This is a genomic window from Planococcus antarcticus DSM 14505, from assembly GCF_001687565.2.
GTDB classification, from domain to species: Bacteria; Bacillota; Bacilli; order Bacillales_A; family Planococcaceae; genus Planococcus; species Planococcus antarcticus.
In genome coordinates this window covers 2771103-2794506 of sequence record NZ_CP016534.2, presented here as the reverse complement: position 1 = coordinate 2794506, position 23404 = coordinate 2771103, and the positions used below count along the sequence as shown (strand labels likewise).

17 protein-coding genes are annotated in these 23404 nt (G+C 42.2%); 16 read left to right on the top strand and 1 reads right to left on the bottom strand.

The features are described from left to right. The first annotated feature begins 172 nt into the window (after nucleotides 1–172). Nucleotides 173–1138, top strand: a complete 966-nt coding sequence (locus BBH88_RS13885) for a glycosyltransferase family 2 protein (protein WP_006830505.1) — start codon at nucleotides 173–175, stop codon at nucleotides 1136–1138. Nucleotides 1139–1177: 39 nt separating this feature from the next. After that, nucleotides 1178–2647, top strand: coding sequence for a lipopolysaccharide biosynthesis protein (locus BBH88_RS13880; protein ID WP_006830506.1), 1470 nt, complete (start codon nucleotides 1178–1180; stop codon nucleotides 2645–2647). A gap of 308 nt (nucleotides 2648–2955) precedes the next feature. On the opposite strand, the gene BBH88_RS13875 is transcribed toward BBH88_RS13880, so the two are convergent. Next, nucleotides 2956–3945: a peptidoglycan bridge formation glycyltransferase FemA/FemB family protein gene (locus BBH88_RS13875; protein WP_407946503.1), complete on the bottom strand. Its 990-nt coding sequence runs from the start codon at nucleotides 3943–3945 to the stop codon at nucleotides 2956–2958. A 739-nt stretch (nucleotides 3946–4684) separates the two neighbouring features. On the opposite strand from BBH88_RS13875, the gene BBH88_RS13870 reads away from it, so the two are divergent. The 14 genes from BBH88_RS13870 (at nucleotide 4685) to BBH88_RS13805 (ending at nucleotide 23147) form a co-directional block, all read left to right on the top strand. Then, nucleotides 4685–5809: a right-handed parallel beta-helix repeat-containing protein gene (locus tag BBH88_RS13870; protein WP_006830508.1), complete on the top strand. Its 1125-nt coding sequence runs from the start codon at nucleotides 4685–4687 to the stop codon at nucleotides 5807–5809. 199 nt (nucleotides 5810–6008) lie between these two features. Beyond that, nucleotides 6009–6920 (top strand): glycosyltransferase family 2 protein, encoded by a 912-nt coding sequence (locus BBH88_RS13865; protein WP_065536661.1) that lies wholly within the window; start codon nucleotides 6009–6011, stop codon nucleotides 6918–6920. A gap of 561 nt (nucleotides 6921–7481) precedes the next feature. Beyond that, on the top strand, nucleotides 7482–8960 hold the full coding sequence (locus BBH88_RS13860; protein WP_065536662.1) for a lipopolysaccharide biosynthesis protein: 1479 nt from the start codon (nucleotides 7482–7484) through the stop codon (nucleotides 8958–8960). A 39-nt stretch (nucleotides 8961–8999) separates the two neighbouring features. After that, entirely contained in the window at nucleotides 9000–10151 is a 1152-nt protein-coding gene (locus BBH88_RS13855; RefSeq protein ID WP_006830511.1) for a DegT/DnrJ/EryC1/StrS family aminotransferase, read from the top strand. A 17-nt stretch (nucleotides 10152–10168) separates the two neighbouring features. Further along, nucleotides 10169–11059, top strand: coding sequence for a glucose-1-phosphate thymidylyltransferase RfbA (gene rfbA / locus BBH88_RS13850; protein ID WP_006830512.1), 891 nt, complete (start codon nucleotides 10169–10171; stop codon nucleotides 11057–11059). A 13-nt stretch (nucleotides 11060–11072) separates the two neighbouring features. Beyond that, the gene (gene rfbB / locus BBH88_RS13845) at nucleotides 11073–12089 is read left to right on the top strand and encodes a dTDP-glucose 4,6-dehydratase (RefSeq protein ID WP_006830513.1); all 1017 of its coding nucleotides are present in this window, start codon (nucleotides 11073–11075) and stop codon (nucleotides 12087–12089) included. Nucleotides 12090–12135: 46 nt separating this feature from the next. Further along, nucleotides 12136–14250 (top strand): protein kinase family protein, encoded by a 2115-nt coding sequence (locus BBH88_RS13840; protein WP_065536663.1) that lies wholly within the window; start codon nucleotides 12136–12138, stop codon nucleotides 14248–14250. A gap of 21 nt (nucleotides 14251–14271) precedes the next feature. Continuing rightward, nucleotides 14272–15747 (top strand): MOP flippase family protein, encoded by a 1476-nt coding sequence (locus BBH88_RS13835; protein ID WP_065536664.1) that lies wholly within the window; start codon nucleotides 14272–14274, stop codon nucleotides 15745–15747. Between the two features lie 395 nt (nucleotides 15748–16142). Beyond that, nucleotides 16143–17093, top strand: coding sequence for a GDP-L-fucose synthase (fcl, locus tag BBH88_RS13830; RefSeq protein WP_065536665.1), 951 nt, complete (start codon nucleotides 16143–16145; stop codon nucleotides 17091–17093). Between the two features lie 11 nt (nucleotides 17094–17104). After that, a complete protein-coding gene (gmd, locus tag BBH88_RS13825; RefSeq protein WP_006830517.1) occupies nucleotides 17105–18166 on the top strand; it encodes a GDP-mannose 4,6-dehydratase in 1062 nt (353 codons plus the stop codon). 43 nt (nucleotides 18167–18209) lie between these two features. Further along, the gene (locus BBH88_RS13820) at nucleotides 18210–19181 is read left to right on the top strand and encodes a glycosyltransferase family 2 protein (RefSeq protein WP_006830518.1); all 972 of its coding nucleotides are present in this window, start codon (nucleotides 18210–18212) and stop codon (nucleotides 19179–19181) included. A gap of 66 nt (nucleotides 19182–19247) precedes the next feature. Beyond that, a complete protein-coding gene (locus BBH88_RS13815; protein ID WP_065536666.1) occupies nucleotides 19248–20624 on the top strand; it encodes a hypothetical protein in 1377 nt (458 codons plus the stop codon). A 54-nt stretch (nucleotides 20625–20678) separates the two neighbouring features. After that, nucleotides 20679–21788, top strand: coding sequence for a glycosyltransferase family 4 protein (locus tag BBH88_RS13810; RefSeq protein ID WP_065536667.1), 1110 nt, complete (start codon nucleotides 20679–20681; stop codon nucleotides 21786–21788). A 51-nt stretch (nucleotides 21789–21839) separates the two neighbouring features. Then, a complete protein-coding gene (locus BBH88_RS13805; RefSeq protein ID WP_065536668.1) occupies nucleotides 21840–23147 on the top strand; it encodes a glycosyltransferase family 4 protein in 1308 nt (435 codons plus the stop codon). Nucleotides 23148–23404: the final 257 nt, after the last annotated feature.

The window sequence follows — 23404 nt, the reverse complement described above, 5'->3', positions numbered from 1 at the left end:
ACGAATTAAATATAATTATGGAATTGTTTTATGATAAAATATTAAAAAGGTGGTGAATATGAGTACAAAGTAATGGGTTTAGCGACTACTTCCCGTTTTTATTCTTTTTAGACTGCTGCAATTCTCTTTTAGCATCGGCAATGCCTATTTCTAATACAGAGGAGTGAGAATCATGACAACACCACCGATGGTCAGCATAGTCTGCACAAGCTACAATCACGGCGATTACCTTGCTGAAGCAATTGATAGTTTCTTAATGCAGAAAACGGATTTTGAGTTCGAAATCCTGATGTACGACGACGCCTCAACCGATCATAGCCCTCGAGTGATCAAACAATACGAAAGCAACTATCCCTCATTAATCAAACCAATTTACCAAACCGAAAATCAGTATTCAAAAGGAGTTCGTGTGGAGTTGTTTAACCACAACCGGGCAACTGGAAAGTACATTGCCGTTTGCGAAGGTGACGATTACTGGACCGACCCCTATAAACTGCAAAAACAGGTTGACTATATGGAGGCACATCCGATGTGCAGCATGACTGTACATGCAGCGGATCGTGTTCTTTCCGACAAGAAAAAAGTTCTTTCTACTGTAAGACCTGAGAAGAAGAATGCCGTTTTTTCAGTTGAGCGCGTAATAGAAGGCGGCGGAGACTTGATTGCGACAAATTCCATGGTCTACTCCAAAGCAAAAGTTGAGACCTTGGCTCCCTTTTATTTGAATGCGGTGGTAGGGGATTATCCATTGATCATTTTGGCTGCGCTTCATGGAACAGTGGATTATTTGGATGATAATATGGCTGCCTACCGAGTGGGTGTCAAAGGATCCTGGACCGAGCGAGAGCTGGCCACCAGCATGAAACGAATCAACCATTATCACGATATGGAGAGAATGTTCGACGAAATCAATGAACACACTGATTTCCAGTATAATAACGCACTGGAAAAGGCAAAGCGCGGCTACCAGTTTTCACTTTTACTGGAGCAGGGGGAATTCAAAAAAGCAAAACGCGGCGAATTCCGACAAATCTATTTGGAGCTCGGCACCAAGCAGCGCATATTGCTGGAGATGAAACGATATTTTCCGAATGTCACAGAGAGCATCCGAAAAGCAAAATGGAAACTGATCCAGTAAGTTAGCTCTTGAGAGGACTGGGGGATAGGAGACCGTTAAATGGAACCACAACCATCACTGAAAAAAAAGACAATTGGCGGTCTGCTTTGGAGCTTTGGCGACTTGATCGGCAATCAAGGGATCCAGTTCCTCATCCAAATCATTTTGGCACGCCTGCTACTGCCCGAACATTTTGGGTTGATCGGCATGATCCTGGTATTTATCGCACTGTCCAATTCACTGGTCGACAGCGGATTTACACAGGCCTTAATCCGTGAACGCAATGCCAGTCAGACAGATTACTCGACCATCTTTTACTTTAATTTGTTAATTTCTGTACTCATTTACGTCATCCTCTATGCGGCTGCTCCGAGCATCAGCCGCTTTTTTGATGAACCGCAGCTGGTGTCTCTGTTGCGTTTACTGTCTATCGGGATCGTCATCAATGCATTTGCCATTATTCCAAAAGCGATGTTCGCTAAAGAAGTGAATTTTAAGGCACAGGCAAAAATCAATTTAAGCTCCAGCATCTTATCGGGGGTTATCGCTGTTGTTCTGGCAGTAGCGGGGTATGGTGTCTGGAGTCTGGTGCTGCGGCAATTGTCGATGAACGCCATTCAGTCTCTCCTTTTTGCTATATCGAAAAAGTGGATTCCTTCATTGGTGTTCAGCATCGCGTCGTTCAAGCGATTATTCGGTTTTGGCTGGAAGCTTCTCGTATCGGGTTTAATTGATACCTTCTATACCAATGTCTATTTTCTGATTATCGGTAGGCAGTATTCCGCAGCTCAGCTGGGTTATTATACAAATGCCTCTCGTTTTAGCGAAATCATCTCACAGAATTTAGCAGCCACTATTCTGCGGGTGACTTATCCGGTGCTCAGCAGTATTCAAGACGAGCACGAGCGCTTAAAGCAGTCCTATAAAAGCATCACAAAACTGGCTGCTTTTCTCATTTTTCCGGTGATGGTGGGCATGGCAGCTGTTGGTGAGCCCTTAGTGATGCTGGTGTTTGGCGAAAAATGGCTACAGATGATTCCTTATTTTCAATTACTGTCCATAGCAGGGATGTTGTACCCCATACTGGCTCTCGATCTGAGCCTTCTACAAGTAAAAGGCCGATCCGATCTATACCTGCTATTAGAAATTATCAATAAAATTTCTTTGACGATTTTGTTGTTCCTCGCTGTTTGGTTGGAACTGGGCGTCATCGGATTAATCACAGCCGCTATTTTGAACACCTATCTGGAATTCTTTGTCAATAGCCATTTCTCCAAAAGGGAAGTGTCTTATCCAGCTAAGGAAAAAGTTCGGGATCTGCTACCGATTTACTTGCTGTCCTTTTTAATGGGGGCTGTGGTATGGATGCTTGGCTTGCTTGTGGACACGACAATTGTCATCCAATTGCTACTCCAAGTCACAATCGGTATGCTGTTCTATATCGCTGCTTGCCGCGTTGCTAATATCGCCGAATTAAAAACAGTCTATGGGCTGATTTTGTCACTGCTCAAAAAGGTGAGAGAAAGGTAAGTCTTGCTCATAGGCTATTTTTCGTTTAATGATAAACATAAATAAACAGCAAGCAGATGTTCCTGCTTGCTGTTTGCATATTTATAAAGCTATATTTTTATAAGTTAAACTAGAGAAATCGTTACAGGCCGTCGCGATGCAGTTTGTTGAAGAAGTGTTGAGCTTTCTCGTCTCAAGCTGTTGCGGAATCGGATGTCGCTGCGCTGCTCCAGTAGATTTCAGCGCAATCCTGCAGGAAAGAGGGTCTGGTTTAGGAAGTATCCATAGCCAAGTCGTTTCTATTACAAATAATTAGTTCAGCAGACATTTTAACGATATGCTGGGAAAAACTCCTTAGCTGGACGCGCTTTTGAGAGTTCTGCCAATTGCTGATAGATTTCTTCGTTCCATATTTTATATCCGGTATAGTAATCAAATTCCGTGTTCCTGCCAAATTTCTTTTTGAATAGATACAGTGAATCATCGGAAGCGGTAGTGAGTCCTCCTCCTGAGTGGATCAATTCAACCCCTTGTTGTTTCGCCCAAAGAGCAATTGCGTAGGTCATGACATAAACAGGATTCAGGTGGCTGTATTCATCCAAGCTGCCAGATAGATGCGTATGAAGGATTGGACCGGTATGGAAATGAAGCTCGGTGCCAATGACTCGAGATTCATGCAGGACTTCCACTAGAACCAGCTGATCGCCGAAGTATTTTAGGCAATTGGAAAAATACGCTTCGTTAAAAAAATACATGGGATCTGCACCAATCCGCTCCATTGTTTTTAAATAGATTTCTTTAAACTGTTCTAAATTATCAGGATTGACCGTTATCCGATAAGTCACCCCATCCCTTAGAGCTTTTCGTATTTTTTTTCGAGTGGAGCTTGAGAATTCTTCCTGAACCGGGTCTTCAAATCCTTTCAAGGTCACTCCTGTGGTATGTCGCCTGAAATGGACGTCAAAACAGGACGTGAAATCCTTGGCATTTTCTTTGATTGGATGGAACCGGACAAATTCACTGATGATATTATGTTCCGCGCAGTAAGCTCGAAATGCTTTGGAGAAATGAGCAACTAGCTTTTCCTTCTGCCCGCCGTCTCTTAGATGTGTGATGAGGGGGCCGCCATAGCCATAAGGAGTAGTAAGGTCATAATATGTGTTTTCTTTGTATTCAACAGGAATCTCTCTCTTCATGAACATGTGACGTATGGATCCCAAATCGTTTTCAAACTCAAATACTTCACAAGTACCGCCTTCAATCTCTTCGTAAAGGCGACAGTAGTTTTCTTTAAAATACAGATCCTCCAATAAAATCACTCCTCTTTTTCGGTGGTTAAGTCCATTAATTTGATCCTTTTTCCAGGTTTTCTGCCGGTAAGCAGGGCACATTTCAGCTTTCCTTCAACGACTCTTGTCGTCAAAGGTCCGCCGTAGCCATTAGGTGTCACCAGGTCATACTAGACGCTGTCATCACCATGTTTGATGGGGATCTCTTTTTTGATGAATTGATGGTAGACCGATCTTGAATCATGGGGAACTCAAAAACTTCGCAGTATCCGTCTTCGATTTTTTCGTAAAGCTGCCCATACTTTTTGCCGAAAAAAAATCCTCCAAATCAAACCCTTATTTCTTGTATAATCGCCTTAAATATTTAATGTTACTAAATATTCAACTAATTTAAGCTATCTTTTTAAGTATAGCTAATTAAACACAAAAATGCGATGGTACTTCTTCTTTAATATCCATCTATATAAGTTGAACTAGTGAATATTCATAATCGATATACCGCAAAAAAGCTCCGCTTGCCGCGGGCGAGGAGCCATGTCCAAAGCGACCAAAACGATTTTCAATAGGATATTTCTTTAATTCAACGTATATAGCTGGATTTTTTATAGGTACTAGGATAGGATACCAACCTTATTGGGTAATACTATAAAAAAAAGTAATCTGAAAAGTGTGCGTTTTTAGATATATTACCTTATACTAGAATTAATTAGGCTTTTAGACAACTAGAGGGCCTCTTTAATTTTCAGTTTGTTCAAAGGGGAGAACATGAATGGCGGCCAATAAAAAAACTCACTGGCTTCTGATTCTATTTGGAATTTTCGGCTTAACTGTTGTTTTTTTGATGGGAGAAAATTTCTTCTATGCTGAGGAGCAAATTGACGCGAAAACACAATTTGGAGCAGAAGGTGACGGGATGACAGATGATACACAAGCGATTCAGGCAGCTATTGATGAAACGCCGATCGGCGGAACTTTACATATTCCGGCAGGTGTATACAAGTTGAGTAAAAATTCGGATCTGAAAGCAAGCACAGGATATGGAGATAGTTATTTTGCTTTGAAAATATCAAAACCTATTACAATTACGATGGATCAAGCGATTTTTCAAACAGAGGCTGATGGCGAATATGGCGTATTTTGGATCATCGATACGGCCGATGTCCATTTACAAGGTGGATTCTTAATGGGAGACAAACTGCCAGAAAGCGGGTCGCTGGTATCCAATATCGCCATTCTTCTTCAGGACAGTCAGAAAAGTTCCATTGAAAACGTCTATACAAAAAATTATTCACAGGGAATTCACCTTCACCATGCCAATGACAACGTTATTCGGAATGTAACAAGTGAATTTAACTATGGCTCTGGTATTATTAACTTCGCGTCGGATTATAACTTGATTGAATCCTGTGTCGTTCGAAATTCAGGAGATGGCCATCTCTCTTTATTTGGTGGAGGCAAGCATAATGTGGTTAAAGGCTGTGTTGTACAAGAAGACCGTACGGGGTTTACCGACCAGCAAGGAATTACAGTGGAAAGTGAAAAAAATAGCTTGATTGAACAAAATACAGTAAGCGGCTTCTATTATGGAATCGACATTAAAAATGATGCAGACTCCAATATCATCAAAGGAAATCTCACCTATAACAATGAATACAATATTGCTGTGCGCCCGGGCGATGGAGGGAATAATTTGATGGGGCCAAGCAACAATATCAGCATTATTAATAATTTGGCCACCAATCCCCGCGAAGGCTCCGAACGGGGTATTTATATCAATATAGGAGAAGGCCATGTCGTCAAAGGCAATACTGTGGAGGAAAATCAGTTGATTCTGCGGGATGAGGAATTGAGAGTGGTTTATCAAAAAGAAAATTTCATAGTAAAAGCCGAATGATAATAAAAAATTTTACCAAGATGTAAATTTAACGTTAATTTATCTGATTAATCCATATATTTTATCTTTTTGTGCTAAGATATGAAAAGCAACAGAATTCCAACGATTTTTATTTTAGTTAGGCTGGCTGTGAGTGTTCAGGGCTGCAAATTATAACTGATAACCAAAACTTACTTAACTGAAGAGGAGTCTGTGATTTATGGCAAACAAGATTATGGTGAGTATAGAGTGTACTAGTTATAATCACGAAAATTTTATAGCTGAAGCCTTGGATAGCATGTTGATGCAACGTACAAATTTTACTTATGAAATTCTAATTCACGACGATGCATCTACGGATCGAACTGCTAAAATCATCAAAAGCTACGAACAAAAATATCCGGATATCATCAAACCGATTTATCAAACCGAAAATCAATACTCAAAAGGTGTGTTAGTGGAGGAGTTTAATCTGGAGCGTGCCAAAGGAAAATACTTGGCTGTCTGCGAAGGAGATGATTACTGGACAGATCCGGATAAACTGCAGAAGCAAGTGGATTATATGGAAACACATCCGCAATGCAGTATGTGCGTACACGCAGCCGAAAGAGTATCTGCCGTAACCAAGAAACCCGTCTCTGTTATGCGGCCGAGCCACAAAAACAAAATCTTTTCAGTTGAAGAAGTAATTGAAGGCGGAGGAGATTTGTTTGCTACCAACTCCATCCTATATTCACGAGAAAAAATTTCAGAAATGCCCGATTTTTATTTAAATGCAACAGTTGGAGACTATCCACTGGTTATCTGGGGTGCATTAAATGGGACGCTTTGTTATATTGATCAAAATATGTCTGCTTACCGGGTAGACGTAAAGGGATCTTGGACATCTGTTCAGGTATCTGACGTTGCCAAAAAGCAGAAGCATCTGCAGGAAGTCGCAGAGATGCTCGATGAAATCAATGCTTTTACCAATTATAAATACAATTGTGTCATTAGTCGAACTAAAAATCGGGATCGCTTCTACATCTTGTTAAAGCAGATGAAAATAAAAGAAACAATGAAAAGAGGCTACCGCCAGTTCTATATGAAACCCGAATTCTTCAAGCGGGTCTTCAAACGAATCACGATATAATGCAAGCATTTTCATATGAAGTCAGTAGAAGGCGATTCCAAAAGGCCACCATCAATGGTCCTTCGGAATCGCTTTTTTTGTTCGAATTGCTTCTATTCAATGCAGGTATCTTAGAGAGAAAATTGTGCGATTCGAAATTTTCTTTGTATTTTAATTTTCCTGATTAGCGATATAGACCTATAAAGAGTTATGCAGAAGTAAAATAATTAAATTTACATAAATTAGTAAGTATCTAACAGTTAAATGAGGAATATTTCGTTAAACTGCAGTTGAAAAGCAGCTTTTTTGTCCTTCTATAAAAAGATAGTGGAATAATTTGCATAATAAAAATAAAAAATAATCTAAATTATCTGTTATTAATGACTTATAGTATGTTAGAATGAAAAACAAGAAGTATAAATAAGCACAAAGTAGCGTATCTGAAATGAGGTAATGGTTATTTAACGGAATAGTAGATGTTATTTACCTAATTTTTATAAAAAATAGAGATTGAGTTGAAATTTCTGAATAGTTAAGTGCTTTTCATGAAACTGTAAAAAATTCTTCGATAGGAGACGGCAGATGAAACAGGAAAGTTCGTTGAAGAAAAAAACAATTAGCGGTCTGCTTTGGAGCTTCGGGGATATGATGGGCAATCAAGGTGTTCAGTTTATTATCCAAATCATCTTGGCGCGGTTATTAACGCCTACAGAATTTGGGTTGATCGGAATGATTCTGGTGTTTGTCGCACTTTCGAATTCGCTCGTCGACAGTGGCTTCACCCAAGCGTTGATCCGCGATCAAAAAGCTAACCAAACCGATTATTCGACAGTTTTCTATTTCAACTTGGCTGTTTCTCTTTTTATTTATGGAGTATTGTTCTTATCGGCACCTCTGATCAGTAATTTCTTTGATCAAGCCCAATTAATATCCATTATCAGGGTGCTGTCACTCGGGGTCATCATTAATGCATTTTCGATTATTCCAAGGGCAATGTTCACGAAAGAAGTAAATTTCAAAGTACAGGCAAAAGTCAATATGACAGCGAGCATCCTGTCAGGAGCAATTGCTGTTGTGATGGCGGTGATGGGGTTCGGCGTCTGGAGCTTAGTGGTTCGCATGTTGGCATTGAATTTGATTCAGGCGCTGCTGCTGGTGTTTTCCAGAAAATGGTTGCCTACCTTGGTTTTCAGCATAGCATCATTCAAGCGCTTATTTGGTTTTGGCTGGAAGCTACTCGTTTCCGGATTGATTGATACAGCCTATAACAATATTTACTACTTGATCATCGGAAAGCAATATTCGGTAAAGTCCTTGGGTTATTACACCAATGCCGCGAAATTCAGCGATGTGGCAACACAGACATTGACGGCGACAATCCAACGTGTAACCTATCCGGTATTAAGCGGAATCCAGGATCAGGAAGAGAGGCTAAAGCAAAGTTTTAAGAAAGTCATCAAGTTGTCTGGATTTCTTATTTTTCCTGTCATGATTGGTATAGCAGCAGTCGCGGAACCACTGATTTACCTGATCTTTGGTGAGAAATGGATGACTATGGTGCCTTATTTCCAGTTGCTGTGTATCGCCGGTATGCTTTATCCAATTCATGCCTTGAACTTGAACATCCTGCAAGTTAAAGGGCGTTCAGATCTGTTTCTATACCTGGAAATCATTAAGACAATCATACCGACAACAATGATTTTTATTGTGATTTGGATGGACTGGAGCATTATCGTGCTGGTGGCAACCATTGTTCTGGATTCGCATATTTCTCTTTTCATCAATATTTATTTTTCAGGACGAGAGATTTCGTACAGCGTTAAAGAACAGGTGCGTGACCTGCTGCCGATTTACGCAATTTCGTTTGGGATGGGGGCAGTGGTTTATGGCATTGGCAGGCTGCTGCCTTTTTCGGAGTTATTGACCTTGCTTCTTCAAATTGGAATTGGCTTAGTGCTTTATGTTGGGATTTGCAGATTGTTGAAAATTAAGGAATTCGATACGGTCTATGATTTGCTGGTACCTGTAATAAAAAAGATAAAACCCGCTAAGACGGGTTGAATCGCGGAAAACAGATTTATACCTTGGGAGGGAATGTAAATGGCTAAAGCTTTTGAACAACCAATCTATGTCACACGACCTTTATTGCCGGATTTCACTGATATCACGGAACGCTTAAGGGTGGTGTGGAACAGCAAGCAGTTGACAAACTTCGGCAAGCAGCATGATGAATTGAGTCATCAGCTCAAAGAGTATCTGGAGATAGATCATATTTCCATGTTCTCCAACGGAACAATGGCTTTGCTGTTGGGGTTGAAAGCCTTGAAACTGACGGGCGAAGTCATCACTACACCTTTTACATTTCCTGCGACCGTACAGGCACTGGATTGGAATAATTTGACGCCGGTATTTTGCGACATCGATCCGGTGACCTTCAATATCGATGCCGACAAAATCGAGGCATTGATTACCGAAAAAACCACTGCAATTCTAGGAGTTCATGTATTCGGAAATCCGTGTGATGTGGAAAAAATACAGGCGATTGCCGATAAGCATGGGCTGAAAGTGATCTATGACGGTGCCCATGCGTTCGGCTCCAAAATAAACGACGTGCCCATCAGCAGTTTTGGGGATATGACGATGTTCAGCTTTCACGCGACAAAACTGTTCAACACCATCGAAGGCGGGGCGCTCACCTACAATAATCCGGCGCTCGACAAAAGCTTGGATTTGCTGAAAAACTTTGGGATTGCCAGTGCTGAAGAAGTGGTAGTGTCCGGATTAAACGCCAAAATGAATGAAGTCCAGGCAGGAGTCGGCCTTGAAGTCCTGAAAGTGATCGGCGAAGAACGCAGCAAGCGCTATATCATCAAAAAAGCCTACGAAGAGAATTTAGCAGACATTGAAGGCATTCAAATTTTAACTACTCTTGAGGGGGAATCCAGTAGCTATCAATATTTTGTCATTCGAATCGATGAAGCGGTATTTGGTCAATCGAGAGACGCCGTGCACAAGGAACTTCAGAAATACAATGTATTCGCTAGAAAGTATTTTTATCCTTTATGCAGTGATTTCGAATGGTACAGCGATCTACCATCCGCACGTCCAGAAAATCTTCCGCATGCACAACAGGCAGTTCAGCAGGTACTAGCGATGCCGTATTACGGAGATTTGCCAGTTAGTTCAGTCGCACTGATCTGCGGCATTATTCGGGAACTTCACATAACACAAAAAAGTTTATCTCAAATTTAAGAAATGAGGGATCTATGATGAAAGGGATTATTTTAGCTGGTGGAACGGGGACGCGCCTTTACCCATTAACCAAATCGATTTCAAAGCAAATGCTGCCTGTATATGACAAACCAATGATTTATTATCCACTGTCTGTGTTGATGCTTGCAGGAATTAAAGAAATTTTGATTATATCAACACCGAGAGACATCTCCGGATTTTTAAGTTTGCTTGGCAATGGTCAGAAACTGGGCATCAAACTGGAATATGCAATTCAGGAAGAGCCGAACGGATTGGCCGAAGCGTTTACAATCGGTGAAAGTTTTATCGGTGATTCATCTGTTGCACTGGTACTGGGCGATAATGTTTTTTACGGATCGGATTTTGGGAGTCGGCTACGAGAATCGGCAGAGCTGACAAAAGGCAGTATTATTTTTGGCTGCCATGTAGCGGATCCGAGAGCTTATGGGGTTGTGGAAGTGGATGATGAATTGAATATCATCTCCATTGAAGAAAAACCAGAGCAGCCAAAATCCTCTTACGCCATACCAGGTCTTTATTTTTTCGACAATCATGTTATCGAGATTGCCAAAGGTATAACTCCTTCAGCACGAGGAGAAAAAGAGATTACGTCCGTTATCGATGAATATTTAAAACAAGGTGAATTGCAAGTCAATATCATGGGACGCGGACTGGCGTGGCTGGATACAGGAACGCATGAAGCGCTGCTAGAAGCCTCTAACTTTGTAGAAGCCATTCAAAAAAGACAGGGCTTGTATATCGCTTGCCTCGAGGAAATTGCTTACCGGAAAGGCTATATTAGCCAAGCGCAATTGATTGAACTGGCGCAGTCTTTGAAAAAGACGGATTACGGCCAATATTTACTGGACATCGCTTCCGAAAAATCATTGTTACCCAATAACTTATGAAAGGGGCGCCCCCATGGAAAATATACTCGTAACAGGCGGAGCAGGTTTTATCGGAGGGAACTTTGTCCAATACATGGCCGAAAAATATCCGCATTATCATATTTATAATTTAGATCTGCTGACATATGCAGGAGATCTAACAAAGCATCAAAAAATTGAAAATGACATGAACTACAGCTTTGTCCATATTGATATCGCTGATCGACAGGCGGTCGGTAAGCTATTTGAACAAGTAGACTTTACTTACGTGGTGCATTTTGCGGCAGAAAGCCATGTTGATCGATCGATTACGGACCCAGAGATTTTTATCCGGACGAATGTTCTGGGGACGCAAGTATTGTTGGATGCAGCCAAACGAGCGAAAATTAAGAAATTCGTTCATGTATCAACGGATGAAGTTTACGGGGAATTGGATTTTGATCCGACAACTTTCTTTACGGAAGAAACGCCGCTGCAGCCAAACAGTCCCTATAGCGCCAGCAAAGCATCCTCGGATCTGTTGGTCAGGGCTTATTACGAGACCTATGGTTTACCGGTTAATATTACGCGTTGCTCCAATAATTACGGACCTTACCATTTTCCGGAAAAGCTCATTCCACTGACGATTTCCCGGGTGCTGAACGATCAAAAAGTTCCAGTTTACGGCGATGGCAAAAATATCCGTGACTGGCTGCATGTCCTAGACCATTGCGCGGCAATCGATCTGGTGATGCAAAGCGGTGAAACCGGTGAAGTATATAATATCGGCGGCCACAACGAGCGGACCAATCTGGAAGTGGTGCGCACCATCATTCAGGCTTTAGGGAAGTCGGAAAGTCTGGTCGAGTTTGTCGAAGATCGGTTGGGCCATGACAAGCGGTATGCCATCGATCCGACAAAAATCGAACAATTGGGCTGGCGACCCGTCTATGATTTCGAAACAGGAATCGCTCAGACAGTTGACTGGTTTCTAGAAAACAAGGACTGGTGGGAACAAATCATCAGCGGCGAATACCAGCAGTATTTCGACAGACAGTATGCGCGCAAATAGCAAGGCATACTGCTTGGCATGCCGGTAAACAAGGGGGAATAGGGCAATGGCAAATCAGCCAACAATCAGTGAGTATATAAGGGCTTCGTACCCAAAAAATCAGAAAGTGAAAGTGTTGGAATACAATGCTGAAACTAGCGCTTTAAAATACCAGTTGGCAACTTTCGGGTATGAAAACTATCTTGGAATCTGTACGGTTAGTCCGAACAGTCAGCGGAATCCGGACTTGTATTACGCAAATGAAAAGACGTTAACCTACAAAAATAACGCAGAAGTGTTAGTTATCAACAAAGCCGATTTTATGGATTTGAAAAATGCTTTTCATTCTTCTGCTGACTTGATCTTGTTCATGCCGTCCAAAATTATTGACCGTGCGAGTTTCTTGCCGCTTTGGGCATATAAGTTGGTGCGGAAGAAAAAATGGGATTTTCGTTTTGAAACTTTTTTCGGCCGCTCGGGGGAACTGCGGACTGGAATTGTCTTTAGGCGGGACCATAAAAAAGACAAGGCGGCGCGGCAATACTTGTCGCCGGAGTTTGGGCTTGAGAACTTCTTTGAGCTTCTCAATGAACGGAAGCTTAATTATGTGATTTTACGGTGGTTTGACGAATTGCCTTTTCTGGATCTTGACGAAGATGTGGACTTGTTGATTTCAGACGACCATATCGAAAAGGTTCGGGACTTGTTGAATGAAAAAATCGGAATTTTGCCGTTTGATATTTATAGTGTGGGCGGTCTTACAGGAAGCAATTTCCATAATATTGCTTATTACCCCCCGTATATCGCAGAAACGATATTGGACCAACGGGAGTTGTGGAACGGCAAATACTCCGTTCCGTCTAAACGCCATTATTTCCTCAGCCTGATGTACCATGCGGTTTATCATAAAGGCGAAAAATCGGGAATTTCGGCCAAGTCGGGAGGCACTGTCAAACAGATTCCGCAGGACCACGATTATCCTGGGGTTCTCCAGCAGCTGGCGCAAGAGACAGGCAGCGAATTGGACGAAATCAGCCTGGAATGCTTCCACCATTTTTTAGAACAGGAAGGCTGGGCACCATCCACAGACACCATCCGTAAACTAATCGGAGTCAGCGGTAACTGGCTGGAGTCGACCATCACATCGAGTGAGCATAATTTTAAAAAAGATGGAGAATTAATGGTGTTTGTCATTCGGGAATGGGCGACTGAACGTCAGCTGACGGATAAGATCGTCGACTGGTTCGAGCGGAACGGCCTTTGTTTGGTTCGAGCAGTCGAACTCGATGAAGAACAGAAAAGAAATGCTGCCCAGAGCATGAGGGGCGGCAATTGGGGGCAGGGTCCATGGCCGGTGAGTGGTGGAAAGCCATCTACTTTGCTGATCATGTATGATTATCATCCAAAATCGCTGAATACAAAAATGAAGAAAAAATACCCACATGTCTCAAACGAGCATTATTTGCTAAAAGAGCAGCTGCGGTCAGAAATCAATTTCAGCTTGTCGAAGGAAGAACGCGCCAATCCGCTTCACAGTGCAGATGACGAAATTGAGGCATTGGATTATATCTCTGCGGTCGCTCCTGATCTCCTTCAGGAAATCAAAGCCCTTGTCACCAAATGGGACGAAGCTTACCGTACGTCGGAAAAAGTGATTGCAGATGTGTCTGAGAAAAAAAGGCGCGCCAAGGTTGAAATTGTCGAATACCAAGGAAAAAGAGCGGTGAAAAAAACCTATAAAGCTGGCAAAGAGCGGTTTTTGGAACGTGAAAAATTCGTGTATGGAGAATTGAGCAAAGAATGCGAATTTATTCCAAAACTGATCCGGAGCGGAGAAAACTACATCATCGTTCCTTACTTGAAAACCAATAAAATGACAGAAAGCTGGCATATCAAAAAGCAAATCTTGAAACGCAAACATAAGCAAGAGATATTCAGCATCAATGAATTTTTCTATAACAAAGGCTACGCGCTGATTGATTTCCATCCAGGTAATATTTTGCTGACATCTGAAGGGCTGAAGGTTATCGATTTTGAATTCCTGTATCAATATGAGCAACGGCCGCCAAGTGTCCGTGATTCGTTTGACTTGAACGGATTTCCCGAAGATTTTGCAGAAGATCGGCCGTATGGAATATTTCCGAAGCAACGCCGAAATATGTGGAAAAAAATTTTATATTAAATGCGATTAGAGGAATGATATATGGCATCTTTAAAAAATCAAGCAGTGAACAGCGTGAAACTTACTTCCATTTCAATGCTCGTGACCAGTGTCTTGCAAATTGCTCAATTGCTTATTTTGGGCAGGGTGTTGGGCCCGGAGATTTTTGGGCTGATCGCTATGGTGCAGATTGTCATTCAGTTTTCGCAATTATTCTTGGAAATGGGCATCACAGACGCCATTATCCAGAAAGAGAAAATCTCCAAGCTCGAGCTGTCTAGCCTTTACTGGTTTTCAATTTTCGTTGGACTGGTGCTATTTCTTATCTTATTGCTGGCGGCTCCGGTTATCGCACTACTATTTGGTGAACCCAGTTTAACGGCAATGATCCAAGTGGTCGGCATCAGCTTTCTGATCCTGCCATTTGGCCTGCAATTCCAAACAATTGCCACCAAAAAACTGGAATTTGAGCAAATTACCAAAAATGAGATTCTGGCTACAACCATGGGTGTGCTGCTTACTATTTATCTTGCTGCTTTTACTGGTCTCGGTGCCTGGTCTCTAGTATACGGGCATATCGTCACGTCCCTAATCAAAAGCATTCCTTGGATGATCGGTGGTTACCGGAATCGGGAAACAAGACCCCAGCTGGTATTTTCTTGGGCTTCTATCAACGTATTTGTGTCATTCGGCATGTACCGTCTTGGCTCGACCAGCATCAATTATTTCACGACAAAAATTGATCAGATGATCATCGGTATCACCTTAGGATCCGTGGCACTCGGCTATTACAGCATGGCCATGAACCTAATCATGCAACCGGTCCAGAAACTGAACTCCATGATCAACCGAGTGGCTTTTCCGGTATTCTCGAAAATCCAACTCGATAGCCGCAAATTGCGCAGAGCCTATCTGCTGATCACCAATATGCTGACCAGCTTTAATGCGCCATTACTGGCAGGAGTCATTATTGTGGCTCCATATGCCGTGCCAATTTTGCTTGGAGAAAAGTGGCAGGACAGCATAACCATCATCCAAATTCTTTGTCTGTATGGACTGTTCAAAGCGCTGGGCAATCCGAGCGGCAGCCTGTTCATTGCTGTCGGGAAGGTCAGATGGAGCTTTTACTGGCAATTGTTTCAGTTGGCGATCATACCGGTCGTTGTATACTTTGCCAGCTTATCTGGAGAAATCATTGTTGTGGCATTGGCGGTTGGTCTCTTGAGGGTCGTGCTGTTTTATATCAGCTATTTTGTGCGGATCCGACAGATCATCGGCGACAGCTTAGGTGAACTGTCCATGTCAATCGCTAAGCCGATGGTTCACTCAGCCATTATGCTCGCTTCTTTGTATGTCTTGAACTCCCAGTTAACAGGGACCGGACCAATCGGCATCATGGTCATCGATACGATCATTGGTATGTTGATTTACGGATTGTTGATGATCTTAAACCAACGCAAGCTGCTAGTAGAAGTAAAAAGTTTTTTTCAAAAACGCACGGCGATTAAAGAGGGGTGAAAGAATAAAGAAATTGCGTTGTTCTTTACCTCATTACTAAAATATGGAGCGAGATTTCGGCATATGGAGCCGCGGCGTCCTGTCGCGCGAGTCTCATGACCGGATCTAGTGGATGCGAAAATGGAGCAGGTGTGCGGCGTGCTACAGTCGCAACCAACCCAGAATTCGTAATATTAGCAAACTTTTATTATTTAAATTATCAAATAATCGAAATTATCTGTAATATATAGACTATTGTATGGTAGAATGGAAAAATGAAATCGATTAGTAAGCATATAGTCTTAGGTATAAGGGCGAATTTCGATTTTTTATTTAGTTCCCATAAAAGAGCATAAAACAGATACTGGCGTCCATGTATTTATACATGGCAGACATTAAAAAAAGGTGGGGTATTTATGAATTCAGATTCAAAAATTTACGTGGCTGGGCACCGGGGATTGGTAGGCTCTGCAATTGTGAGAAAGTTACAGGATAGCGGCTATTCCAATCTTGTGTTTCGGACCAGTCATCAATTAGATTTAACCAAGCGCGATCAGGTTGATGCGTTTTTTGAAGAAGAGCAACCTGAGTATGTTTTTCTGGCAGCTGCCAAAGTGGGCGGTATTATGGCGAATAACGACTATCCGGCAGAGTTCATCCGCGATAATTTAATGATTCAAACGAATGTTATCGATGCTGCACATCAGAATGGTGTCAAAAAACTGCTGTTTCTCGGCAGTACATGTATTTATCCAAAGCTGGCTGCGCAGCCGATGAGAGAGGACTCGCTATTGACTGGTGAACTCGAACCGACTAACGAGCCATACGCTATCGCTAAAATTGCTGGCATTAAAATGTGCCAATCTTATAACCGGCAATACGGTACGAATTTTATTTCTATCATGCCAACTAATTTGTACGGACCGAATGACAATTTCGATTTAAATAGTTCGCATGTTCTGCCAGCACTGATTCGGAAGTTCCATGAAGCTAAATTGAACAATACGCAGACGGTAGAGGTCTGGGGAACTGGAACGCCAAAACGGGAATTTCTTTATTCCGATGATTTGGCGGATGCGGCGGTTTATTTGATGAATACTTACAGCGGCAACGACTTGGTCAATATTGGGATGGGGAAAGACATTTCCATTAAAGAGCTGGCAGAAAAAATCGGGAATACGGTCGGGTATAAAGGAGAAATTATTTTTAATACTTCAAAGCCAGATGGCGCTCCTCGAAAATTAGTGGATATTAGCCGTTTGACTGGCCTAGGCTGGCAGGCGGAAATCCCATTGGATGATGGCCTAGGGATGGCTTATGGCTGGTTTTTGGAACACGTAGAAAAAAATACACTGCTGACCAATTGAGGAGGAAGACGATGAAAAAGGCATTGATTACAGGAGTAAACGGCCAGGACGGCTCGTTTCTATCGGATTTTTTATTAGAGAAAGGCTATGAAGTGCATGGCATCATTCGCAGGAGCTCAAGCTTTAATACGAGCCGGATCGAACATTTATACATCGAAGAACTAAAATCAAGTGAGAATTTTTATATTCACTACGGAGACATGACAGATACTTCCAATATTATTCGACTGATCAGCGAAATTAAACCGGATGAAATCTATAATTTGGCGGCAATGTCCCATGTGAAAGTGTCATTTGAGACACCCGAATATACGGCAGATGTTGACGGTATCGGCACTTTACGCATTTTGGAAGCTGTTCGTATTTTGGGGCTGGAGAAAAAAACGCGTATTTACCAGGCATCTACATCAGAGCTGTACGGCAAAGTGCAGGAAGTTCCACAAAAGGAAACGACACCATTTTACCCGCGTTCTCCTTATGGCGTTGCAAAATTATACGGCTACTGGATTACGAAAAACTACCGGGAGTCGTACGATATGTTCGCGGTGAACGGCATCTTATTCAACCATGAATCAGAGCGTCGCGGCGAAACCTTCGTTACGCGCAAAATCACCATGGCAGTTGCTCGTATCGCAGGTGGCAAGCAGGATAAAATCTTATTGGGAAATCTGGATGCCAAGCGGGACTGGGGCTATGCTAAGGATTATGTAGAGTGCATGTGGTTGATTCTGCAGCATGATACACCAGAGGATTTTGTCATTGCGACAGGAGAAATGCACACGGTCCGCGAATTCGCGACATTAGCTTTCAAACATGCTGGAATTGAAGTGGAATGGCAGGGCGAAGGAGTTGAAGAAAAAGGTATCAACGCAAAAACGGGGGAAGTAGTGGTTGAAGTGAACCCTGAATATTTCCGCTTGTCAGAAGTTGAGCAATTGCTGGGCGACCCTTCTAAAGCGAAAAAGTTACTCGGATGGAATCCGACTTCCACATCGTTTGAAGAACTCGTAGAAATTATGGTCACGCATGACTGCAATTTAGTAAATGGAGAAAAAAGCGCTATTACGGAGTAGTAGTGGAAGCGGGTTCCTTATCGGGGGAGGGGGATGAAATCTAATGGTAATCTTAAATGATAAAGTCAGCGTCATTATTCCGACGTACAATCGATCGGAACTGCTGAAAAAAGCGGTGAAAAGCCTAGAGAACCAAAGTCACCAAAATTTTGAAATCATCATTATCGATGATTTTTCGACAGATGACACGGCAGAGGTCGTTCAAGAGATGCAGGATGACCGCATCATTTACTTGAAACACGATACCAATAAAGGGGGATCGGAAGCCAGAAATACCGGCATCAAAATGGCCACGGGGAGATTTATCGGCTTTTTGGATTCGGATGATCAATGGCTTCCTGACAAATTGGAAAAGCAGTTGCAGCTTTTTGCGGATCGGCCGGATGTGGGTGTGATTTATACAGGCGTCCAAGTGGTCAATGAAAACAATCAGCCTACCCGCAAAATAATTCCTGAATACCAGGGAAATATATTGTCGAATTTGTTCGAGTCTAATTGCATCGACACGACATCATCGGTATTAGTAAAAAAAGAAGTGCTAGATCAAGTGCAGGGTTTTGATGCAGGGTTGCCAAGTTGCCAGGATTGGGATTTGTACATAAGGCTGGCTCAAGTAACAAAATTCGATTATGTCAAAGAAAGCATGGTGTTGTTCTACCATCATAGCGGTGAACGCATTACCACCAATAAAATATCGGTGCTCAATGGACATTTGAGTATTTTTAAAAAATACAAAGAGTTGGCGCGGAAACAACGGAAATCAACTTTCCAGCGTTTTGTTTTGACCATTTGGAAAGTCATTTTCCGAACAGGAATAGTCGGTCGAAACAAAGAAACTATTCAACTGTCCAGAAGGATTTTGTCAGAAGGTTTTAAGCGCGACCGGATATCGGTAAAGTTCCTGTTCTATTATCTATCCACTTTTTTGCCTCTTGAGATTTTGTCTTATCTTTATATCCAGTCCAAAAAAAACAACAGGAAATCCTACCTGTTATCTGCGACGACGCCTTCTTAAAAAAGGCAGCAGATAGGAAGGCATTGAGTTGTCGAAAAAGGGAATTATAAATAGGGGAATGAGACGATGGAAAAGCATATTGAGGCCGATGATCGATTTGAAAAAGTCCTGTTTATCATCGTTAATTTACTAACTGGGATTTCAGTGATCTACTACCTGCTTCGTGCAGGTCAGGTTTTCAATACCGATGATCCATGGAATCTATTCATTTTGATTATTTTTTCCGTTAAATTCATTATGGATATCTATGTCTTCAAAGTGGGTTTTGCCACTTTTTCGCTAGTGCTGCTGTTTCTGCCCATTATCAGCATATTGGGCTTCGGTCCAATCGGCGAAGTGCAGGCATTATTCAACGACCGCACTCATCTCATCGAAAAGCATTTCTACACATTGGCATTTGGTGCGTTGTTTTTCTACTACATTTGGTCCATCTTGCTTTGGATGACGAACAAAACTTATCAAAATTACGATGCGAAGATTCTGGCTTTTTATTCAGGAACAGTCAAAAGTTTATTGGCTACCTGGTTTTTTAGTGCGTTAGCCATTGTCTCTTCCATTATTTATTTGCCGGATCTGCCAGGTAAAGCCTACCACGAGCTTTCGCCCAGCCTATTGCCAGGGAATGCTTGGAATTCCGTTGTCGTCATTTCGTATTTCTTTGTTCTTATGGGTGTTAAAGGGAGTGCCATCCGGAAATTCGCCATCCTTTTTGTGCCTTTTTGGCTGTTAGCGCATTATGCGCGGGTCGATATTCTAGGATTGCTGCTAATTTTATATCTACTTTTAACAGCTACCAAAAGAGCGGGCGTTATCAAATCGAAATTCTCGTTTAAAAAAGCAGCATTGATTGCTGGGGGATTATTGGTGTTTTCCTATTTAGGACTAGTTCGACATTCGGGATTAATTTTTGATGTAGAAGCCATTTTGGATTCTATTTTCATTCTTATCAATTACCCAACTGTTCAAGATCTTGTCTATTCGACAGCGGCTGCAATTGAAGTAACTCATACGTACGACAACTATCACACGCTCATCGATTATATCCCGCAGCTGATTCCATCTTTCTTTGGGGTTGAGGCACAGAGTCCGCAGGCGGCCCATCTTGTCGCTTCGCTCATCCATACCAATTATGGGTTATTTGTCTACGGGGAATACTACTTGAACTACGAGATTGTGGGACTGATTATGGCGCCATTTGCAACATACGCCATCATTTTCATACCTGCTGCGTTATTGAAGAAATTCTTCGGCAACTTTGGAATGGCACTGGGCTATTATTGGATTGTTCTGACCATCGCTAGGGTGTTCTGGTATGGCTACATCTACTACATCAAGCCGTTGGTCATTATCCTGCCGATTTTCATCCTCATTTACCTGGTCATTGCATCATTCGAGAAAGATCTGGTGGACAAGCCGGCATTGAAATCCATTGATCCACAGTAAAGAACAGTTTTTATGCTGTACAAATTGACGTCAATTGAGAAAAGGTGATTCAGCATGATTGGAACAAAAAAAAGGAATTTGATTTTTGTCGGACCTTTGCCTCCACCTATATTGGGAGAAAGCATCGCCTTGCAATCTTTGTATAAATCCGAAAAACTTCATCGGCAGTACAAGGTGAAGAAAATCAATTTGAGCCGGAAGGATTTTGAACATCCAGGGGCTCTTTCTTTTGATAAAGTATGGACGGATTCTTTTGCGATTCTGTATTCTGGATTGCTATCGCTAACCATGAAAAACCCGATTTTGTATATCTCCATTTCTCAAACGAAAATGGGTTTGCTGCGGGATTGTATGATGATTCAGGCTTGCAAACTGTTGGGCCGCGGAAAAGTGGTCACTCATCTGCATGGCAATAATCTGGGTGGCACTATTGATGCGACTTCCGGAATCACGCAGAAGTTTATCATCAATTCATTGAAGAAAATTGATGTAGGTATTGTGCTGGGCGAAAAACTATCCCCCAACTACCGCGGTTATGTCAAATGGGTAGAAGTGGTATCCAACGGCATACCGGCAGATTTCATTCTTGGAAGCGAAGTTGTGTATGGGAAGAAGAAAGGGCCGATTTCTCTTTTGTATTTGAGCAACCTGATGTTTGAAAAAGGCTATGTCGAGCTGATCAAGGCAACCACCGCTTTAGTTAACGAGGGCCATGATCTTCGATTGGATCTGGTCGGCGGCATCCAGAATGAAACCGAATTCCAGGAAGTAAAACAGTATATCGCAGAAAACGATATGGACCAGCGCATCCAATACCACGGTCTCAAGCAAGGTGAAGAGAAAAAACGTTTTTTTCTTGAATCGGATATGATGGCCTTGCCAACCAAATATAAGGTGGAAGGCCAGCCGATGTCTATTATCGAAGGAATGGCTGCAGGTCTGCCGATTATTTCCTCGGATCGCGGAATTATCGCAGAACTGATCAAAGATTGTGGTGTCATCATTGAGCCGACCGTGGAAGGTGTCAAAGCCGCCATCAAGGACCTAGTGATCGATGATGCAGAACGTATGCGTCTTGGGAGAATAAGTCGGGAAACGTTTGAAGCATACTATACCGAAGACAAATATACCGATGCCTTGATTGACATTTTTGATGAACTTTAAATGGGGAACGCAGATATTTCGGTAAGTGCTCCCCGGGAAAGGAAGGTCCATATGCTACGCAAAAAAAAGATCACTTTTGTTATTAATTACTTTTACCCAGACCTCGCCGCCACTAGCCAGTTAATGACGGAACTGACCGGGCGTCTTCAACACGATTTTGATATTACGGTCATTGCAGCGCAGCCGAGATATGCCGGTGAAAACCACAGTAGCAAAAAGCTTTTTGAAGAGGATTATTTGGAAAGCATTAAGGTGGTTCGGATCAAACTGCCGGAGGTGAACAAAAACTCCAAAGTCAGCAGGATAAAATACATCTCCTCTTATTTTCTATTGGCAAACATCGCGTTGCTGAAGGAGAAGGGGACAGATGTTATTTTCACGATTTCTCAGCCACCGGTATTGGGTGGTTTGATTGGGACCATCGGCAAGCTGCTAAAGCGTTCTCGGCATATTTACAGCATCCATGACTTTAATCCCGAACAGGCAGAGGCTGTGGCGTATACAAATAACCAAGCCGTCTTTAAAATCGCCAAGGCAGTTGATAAACTAAATTGCAGCTACGCCGATCAAGTGCTGCTGGTGGGCGAAGATATGGCTGAAACCTTGAGAGGCCGTTTTGTCGACAAAAAAGTGCCGAGCCATACCGTCATCAGCAATTGGACAGATGAACATGCGATTGTTCCGCTTGAAAAAGACGAGCCGGCTATCCGTGAATTCCTAGAAATGCATGGCTTGGAGAATAAGTTTGTCGTCATGTATTCAGGGAATTTAGGGCTTTATTACGATTTGGAAAATCTGATTCAAGTGGCCAAGCAGTTTACAAAGCAGCCTGACATCGTCTTCTTGTTTATTGGAGAAGGGGCAGTCAAACAGCAGATTCAGGAATATACCGTCCAAAATAATCTTGAAAACGTCAAATTTCTTCCTTATCAGCCAAAAGAATTTCTCAAGTATTCATTGAATGCGGCAGACGTTCATTTGGTGGTCAATCAAAAAGGCATCAAAGGGGTTTCTGTGCCAAGTAAAATTTATGGGGTCATGGCCGCAGGAAAACCTGTTTTAGGTGTATTGGAGCAAGGCAGCGAAGTGCAGCGATTGATTTTCGAAAGTGGTGCTGGTGTTGTTATCGAACCTCAAAATTACCAGGGCGTCGTCCATGCCATCAATTACCTGCAGAGCTTGGATCCTGTTGAATTGAAGACAATGGGACACAAAGGGCGCGCTTATCTCGAAGAAAACCTGACTCGGGACACATCAATCAATAAATACCGTGATGTGTTGCAGGTGATTGCTGGGACACATCAGCTGGAGACATCTCCTCGGATCGAGAACTACGAAGAAGCTGTCAATAAAAAATAAGTATATGTAACCAAACCGCTTTCATGGAATCCGTCGATTTCATGAAAGCGGTTTTTTCTATTGCTAAATTTCAACTGCTAACTAGAGAATCTTTGGACGATACAATCGAGAACGACTTTAAGAATAAAAAATGTCTTTAATTTCTAAAAAAAATTGAAAAATAAAATAACTCTGAAAGCCTTACGCTAAAGGAGTTTGGTACATAAAATAGGTAAATGTATCTGATATTTCTAATTAATTAGAAAATTATATTGAAT